6 protein-coding genes are annotated in these 6,598 nt (G+C 60.2%); all 6 read left to right on the top strand.

All coding sequences use genetic code 11. The annotated features are described in order from the left end of the window. On the top strand, positions 1–474 hold a 474-nt coding region (locus WCA53_RS12330; RefSeq protein ID WP_423910028.1), incomplete at its 5' end, for a tetratricopeptide repeat protein. Between the two features lie 149 nt (positions 475–623). Continuing rightward, entirely contained in the window at positions 624–1,766 is a 1,143-nt protein-coding gene (gene bamB / locus WCA53_RS12325; protein WP_423910025.1) for an outer membrane protein assembly factor BamB, read from the top strand. A 451-nt stretch (positions 1,767–2,217) separates the two neighbouring features. After that, positions 2,218–3,555 carry a ribosome biogenesis GTPase Der gene (gene der / locus WCA53_RS12320; RefSeq protein ID WP_423910020.1) on the top strand — a complete coding sequence of 446 codons (1,338 nt, stop codon included), beginning with the start codon at positions 2,218–2,220 and terminating at the stop codon, positions 3,553–3,555. Between the two features lie 152 nt (positions 3,556–3,707). Continuing rightward, a complete protein-coding gene (gene hfq / locus WCA53_RS12315; protein WP_020566297.1) occupies positions 3,708–3,944 on the top strand; it encodes an RNA chaperone Hfq in 237 nt (78 codons plus the stop codon). Positions 3,945–3,979: 35 nt separating this feature from the next. Further along, the gene (gene hflX, locus WCA53_RS12310) at positions 3,980–5,254 is read left to right on the top strand and encodes a GTPase HflX (protein ID WP_423910015.1); all 1,275 of its coding nucleotides are present in this window, start codon (positions 3,980–3,982) and stop codon (positions 5,252–5,254) included. A 60-nt stretch (positions 5,255–5,314) separates the two neighbouring features. Then, positions 5,315–6,598, top strand: a 1,284-nt coding sequence (hflK, locus tag WCA53_RS12305) for an FtsH protease activity modulator HflK (RefSeq protein ID WP_423910012.1), incomplete at its 3' end; no start/stop codon positions are given.

The following is a 6,598-nucleotide window of genomic DNA, read 5'->3' as shown; positions in this document are numbered from 1 at the left end:
GCGGTGCTCTATGACCAGGTGCAGCAAGCGGTGTCATCGAATGACAAGGCGCTCGTCACTCGGGTGTCCGCCGACATGGAAGATAAGTTCGGTGGCACGGCGTACGCGCAGATGACCGCCCTCGCTGCCGCCAAAACGCTCTATATGGCAGGCGACACGGCCGGCGCCAAGGCGCAATTGCAATGGGTGGTCGACCACGGGAAGGACGACGAATACAAGGAGATCGCGAAACTGCGACTGTCATTGGTTCTGCTTGACGAAAAGGCCTACGACGCAGGCCTGAAGTTACTCGACGACGCGCCACTCGATGCGTTCAAGGGTTTGTTGTCCGATCGTCGGGGCGACCTCCTAGCGGCCGAAGGCAAGCGGGACGACGCGCGCACGGCGTACAAGGTCGCGCTCGACACGCTGCCCAAGTCCGACACGTCCACTCGCCAACTCGTCCAGTTCAAGCTGGACGCACTCGGCGGCTGATTTCGCATCGATCAGCCCTCAGCTTCGCCAGCCGATTTTGTGCCAAGCGCGCGCTTCCAACCCTCGGTAACCGGCAAACACGGGTTACCCGAGGCAAACGCGCTGCACACCGATCAACCCATGTCACTTTATTCATATTGCGTCCACCGATGACCTTTCTGAAACGCTACGCTTTCCCGCTCGCCTGCGCGATTACGGTTTTGCTCTCCGCCTGTGCCGCCACCAAGGACGACCGCCGCGTGCCTACTCCGCTCACGGACATCAAGCCTGTCCTGACCGTCGAGCAGGCCTGGAAGGCGAGCGTCGGCAAGGCCGGTCGCTACCTGTTCTCGCCCGTAGCCGTCGGAGATGCCGTCTATGCAGCCGGTGAGAACGGCACTGTCGCGAAGATCGACGCGAAGACGGGGCAGGACATCTGGCGTATCAAGTTGAAGGACGATCTGTCAGCGGGCGTTGGCAGCGACGGCAACCTGACCGCGGTCGGTGGCCTGAAGGGCAACGTCTACGTCCTGGGACCGGACGGCAAGCAAATCTGGACCGCAACGGCGCCGGGCGAAATCATCTCGCCGCCGCTCGTGGGTAACGACGCGGTGATCGTGCGTACCATCGACGGCAAGATTGTCGCGTTCAATGCGCAAACCGGCGAGCAGAAGTGGTTGTTCCAGGCCCGTTCAGTGCCGCTGAACTTGCGCGTGGCTGCCGGCATGACGTTTGCAGGTTCACAGGCGGTTCTGGCCGGCTTCCCCGGCGGCACGTTCGCGGCGATCAACCTCGCAACCGGCGACGCATACTGGCAAACGCCTGTATCGTTTCCGAAGGGCGTAACGGAAGTCGAGCGTATCAATGACGTGACCGGCGCGCCGACGCTGGTAGGGTCCGAGACATGTGCCGTAACGTTCCAGGGCCGTCTCGGCTGTTTCGATGCTAACTCTGGCCATCCGCAATGGGAACGACCGTTCTCGAGTGACAGCGGTCTCGCGCAGGACAATGAAATAGTGGCGGCCGGCGACGACTGGTCAGTCGTCAACGGCTACAGCGTCATCGACGGCACGCCGCTCTGGAAGAACGACGCGTTGAAGAATCGCGTCGTCAGCGTACCGTTCATTTTGGGCCGCGCCGTCGTGGTCGGAGACTTCGAAGGCTATGTGCATTTCCTCTCCACGTCTAACGGCGCACTGGTTGGCCGCGCGAAAACCGATGGCAGCGCAATTACCGCCGCGCCCGTGCTGGCAGGCGATACGCTCGTGATCCTGACGCACGACGGCGGCCTGTACGGTTTCCGTCCGCGTTGATCTGGCTTGAATGATTCGATGTTCTGACGAGCAGGCTGGCGTTGCCAGCCGCTCGTGTTTTTCGGACTTTTGTTTCTTGAGTCCGCGCCGTGCGAATAGAATCGATTCATCAAAGCCGCGCGCACCGGCCGTGCGTGCGGTAAATAAGCGCACAAGCAACCGTACAAGTAACCGCATAAGCAGCAACAGGCAGCGCCAATCCCCGGTTTGGCCGGTTTTTGGAGAGCGCTGCGGGATCGACCTTTCGACAGTGTCGCCCGGCCACATGCCGGATGCGCCGCGAGCGCCGAGATTGCGGACATTCATTCGAGTTTGCGGAATGTCCCTTCGAAGCGTGCTAATTTTCGACTCATCGCCTGGCCACGCAAACATGCGGCCTGCCGTTCCCTGACGTTGTTCGGGCGCGCCGGCCGGAAAGATCCGCCTTGCGTTCAACTGTGAACACCATCTGATGAAACCCGTAATTGCCCTCGTAGGGCGCCCCAATGTGGGGAAATCGACGCTCTTCAACCGCCTCACGCGCTCGCGCGACGCCCTCGTCGCCGACCTGCCCGGCCTTACCCGCGACCGCCACTACGGCGAAGGGCGGGTTGGCGACCGCCCTTATCTGGTGGTCGATACCGGCGGTTTCGAACCCGTTGCGAAGGATGGCATCCTGCATGAAATGGCGCGTCAAACGCGTCAGGCCGTGGCAGAAGCCGATGTCGTGGTGTTCATCACCGATGGCCGTAACGGCCTGGCGCCTCAGGATAAGCACATTGCCGACTTCCTGCGCAAGACCGGCCGTCCGCTGTTCCTCGTGGTCAACAAGGCTGAAGGGATGCGGTACAGCGCGGTCGCCGCGGATTTCTACGAACTCGGCCTGGGCGATCCGCGCGCGATTTCAGCCGCGCACGGCGACGGCGTGACGGAAATGATCGGAGAGGCGCTCGAGATCGCGTACGCCGGACAGCCGGAAGAAGATGAGGAAGAAAAGGCGGCGCGCGGCGTCAAGATTGCGATCGTCGGCCGGCCGAACGTGGGCAAGTCGACGCTGGTGAACTCGCTGCTCGGCGAAGAACGGGTCATCGCGTTCGACATGCCGGGCACCACGCGCGATTCCATCTACATTGATTTCGAGCGAAGTGGCCGCAAATACACGTTAATCGATACGGCGGGCCTGCGTCGTCGCGGCAAAGTATTCGAGGCGGTGGAAAAATTCTCGGTAGTGAAGACGTTGCAGTCCATTTCGGACGCAAACGTAGTCATTATGTTGCTCGATGCCCAGCAGGATATCTCCGATCAGGACGCGCATATTGCGGGCTTCGTGGTCGAGCAGGGACGGGCGCTGGTGGTTGGCGTGAACAAGTGGGATGGATTGGATTCGCATGTGCGCGAGCGCACCAAGGCCGACTTGACGCGCAAGCTCAAGTTTTTGGACTTTGCTAAATTTCATTACGTATCGGCGCTGGAAAAGACGGGCATCACGCAGTTGATGAAGTCCGTCGACGACGCTTACGCTGCGGCCATGGCGAAGCTTCCCACGCCGAAGCTCACGCGCGCGCTGATCGACGCAGTGGAATTCCAGCAACCTCGCCGCCGCGGCCCGATTCGTCCCAAGTTGCGGTACGCGCACCAGGGCGGGCAGAACCCGCCCATCATCGTGGTGCATGGAAACGCGCTCGACGCGGTTACCGAAACGTACAAACGCTACCTCGAAGGCCGCTTCAGAGAAACTTTTGGGCTGATAGGGACTCCATTGCGCATAGAGTTTCGTTCAAGCACGAACCCTTACGCGGATAAAGGCTGAAAACCCGCGTGCATCAAGCGTCTGGCGGTTTTGGACGGCCCTGGGCGCGCTGGTGCGAAAATGAAAATCGGCTATAGTGTAGCGATTGACGGCGGATCTCTTTTTCTTCGTCTCAATCACGTCCAACCTGCAAAAATAACACGGAGTTTGCTATGAGCAACAAAGGGCAATTGTTACAAGACCCGTTTTTGAATGCACTGCGAAAAGAGCATGTGCCTGTATCGATTTATCTGGTCAACGGTATCAAGCTGCAAGGCAACATCGAATCGTTTGACCAGTACGTCGTGTTGCTCCGGAATACGGTTACCCAGATGGTCTATAAGCACGCCATTTCCACAGTCGTGCCCGCGCGCCCGGTGAATTTCCACCCGGATGCGGAAACGACCTAAACCTCGTTGCGCCCGGCGAGACCTCATGCAAGTACATGCTTCTTCGCCGGTCGCTTCACAATGAAAATATTGATTTGATCAACGCAGCGCTTGTCGGCGTCGACTTCGGAAAAATCGATTTCGATGCCAGTCTCGAAGAACTCAGCCTACTCGCACAAAGTGCGGGCGCCCATCCCGCGGTCACCCTGACTGGTAAGCGTTCGAGCCCTGACGCCAAGATGTTTGTCGGCAGCGGCAAAGTCGAAGAGCTGCGCCTCGCGTGCGAAGCCAACGACATCGAACTTGTCATTTTTAATCACGCCCTCGCGCCCGCGCAGCAACGCAATCTGGAAGGCGCGTTAGACCGGCGCGTGATCGACCGCACGAGTCTCATCCTCGATATCTTTGCGCAACGCGCCCGCAGCCACGAAGGCAAGCTGCAGGTAGAACTCGCGCAGCTTACGTACTTGTCCACGCGCCTGATACGCGCATGGACCCACCTTGAACGGCAAAAGGGCGGCATCGGCTTGCGTGGGCCGGGTGAAACGCAGCTTGAAACCGACCGTCGGCTGATCGGCGAGCGGATCAAGGCGTTGAAAGAGCGGCTCAAGAAATTGCGTCGCCAGCACGGCACGCAGCGGCGTCAACGCGTGCGCAACCGGACCATGTCGGTGTCGCTGGTCGGCTATACAAACGCCGGCAAATCGACGCTGTTCAATTCGCTGACCAACGCGCAGGCCTATGTTGCCGACCAGTTGTTCGCCACGCTCGATACCACGTCGCGTCGCGTTTATCTCAGCGCGGAAGCAGGTCAGGCCGTGGTGTCCGACACGGTCGGGTTTATTCGCGATTTGCCTCACCAACTGGTCGCGGCTTTTCGCGCCACGCTCGAGGAAACCATTCACGCTGACTTGCTGGTGCACGTCGTCGATGCGTCGAGCGCAGTGCGGCTCGACCAGATCGATCAGGTGAACGAGGTTTTGCGCAGCATCGGTGCGGACACTATTCCGCAGATCATCGTTTTCAACAAGATCGATGCAGTGCCTGAGCTCGCAGCCCGTAACGACCTGGTTGAAAGGGACGAGTATGGTAATATTTCGCGCGTCTTTTTGAGCGCGCGCACGGGTCAGGGAGTCGATGCCTTGCGCGCCGCCATCGCCGAATTTGCGGCTTCGGAAGTCATCAATAACAACCAGTACACGGAACTTCCGGACGGCACGATCGTGTCGGAGTTCACGGATAGCACATCCGACGACGGAACCGCGCTACCGGAAGAAGACCGGTCAGCCGATGAGAGTGATGACCGCAAGGTCCCCGAGCACGGGCTCTGATCTGTTCCGTTTTTGCATTGGTCCGGCTGTCTAATGGTGAATCACCGAGTGAAAGATCGAGTGAAAGAGTCTAACGAGCGGAGTAACCGGCAGCTTTCGCATGCCGTCTTTTCGATCAACGATCCGCGCTGGGGCCGGGGCGAGGGCAATGGCAACGACCCAAAGCGCCCGCAGGAGCAGAAACGTCCGCCGAAAGACAAGGAAGGCGACGGGCCTCCCGATCTCGACGAAATGTGGCGCGAGTTCAATAAGAAGCTAGCGGGCTTGTTCGGCATGAAGCCGGCGGGTGGCGGGCCGCGTCCCGACAATGGCCGGGGCGCAAAGATCGGCTTTGGAATCGTGATCGGCGTGTTGATCGCGATCTATCTGGGCAGCGGCGTGTTCGTCGTGCAGGACGGAACTGCGGGCGTGGTGTCGCGTTTGGGCAAGTATCAGGAAACGGCGGGCCAGGGCATTCACTGGCGTTTGCCGTATCCGTTCGAGTCTGACGAGATGGTCAACACGTCGCAGATCCGTTCGGTGGAAATTGGCCGTAACAACACGTTGACGCAAGCCAACGTGCGCGACGCATCGCTGCTCACGCACGACGCGGATATCGTCGACGTGCGTTTCACCGTGCAGTATCAGATCAAGTCGGCGACCGATTACCTGTTTCGCAATGTCGATCCCGAGCAAAGCGTGACCGAGGCCGGCCAGACTGCGATTCGCGAGATCGCCGGTACGCACACCACGGACGAGTTGCTGTTCAAGGATCGCGAAGCGTTGCGGGCGAAGCTCGTGGACAGGATTCAGGCGTCGCTCGATGCGTATAAGACGGGTCTGCAGGTGACGGGCGTGACGATCGAGAGCGTCGCGGTGCCGGCGCAGGTTCAGCCGGCATTCGAGGAAGCATCGAAGGTGCGCCAGGACAATGAGCGCGCCGTGGATTCCGCCAAAGCCTATGCCGATCAGCTGTTGCCGCGCGCGAAGACGGACGCGGCGCGCACGATCGATGACGCGAAGGGTTACAGCAACCGGGTCGTTTCGCAGGCGCAAGGCGATGCCGAGCGCTTCAAGCAGGTCTACGCAGAATATTCGAAGGCACCGGCAGTGATTCGTCAACGCATGTATCTGGACACGATGCAGCAAATCTATTCGCGGGCGACGAAAGTATTCGTCGACAGCAAGAGCTCGAACAACGTGGTGTATTTGCCTCTCGACAAAATGGCCGATCTAGCCAGGGAGCGCGCGAGCGCGGCGGCGAGTCCGGCATCGGGCGCATCGGCTACCGCAGCAGCGGCGAGCGCGCAGGCAAGTAGTCCTGCGAGCGCGACAGGGAGCGCCACAAGCGCCACGGTCGTGCCG

It is taken from the genome of Caballeronia sp., assembly GCF_049581465.1.
Classification (GTDB): domain Bacteria; phylum Pseudomonadota; class Gammaproteobacteria; order Burkholderiales; family Burkholderiaceae; genus Caballeronia.
This window is presented reverse-complemented; position numbering and strand designations above follow the sequence as displayed.

Coding starts and splice junctions, on each gene's coding strand:
- bamB (WP_423910025.1), top strand. CDS start 624: ATGACCTTTCTGAAACGCTACGCTTTCCCGCTCGCCTGCGCGATTACG.
- der (WP_423910020.1), top strand. CDS start 2,218: ATGAAACCCGTAATTGCCCTCGTAGGGCGCCCCAATGTGGGGAAATCG.
- hfq (WP_020566297.1), top strand. CDS start 3,708: ATGAGCAACAAAGGGCAATTGTTACAAGACCCGTTTTTGAATGCACTG.
- hflX (WP_423910015.1), top strand. CDS start 3,980: ATGCTTCTTCGCCGGTCGCTTCACAATGAAAATATTGATTTGATCAAC.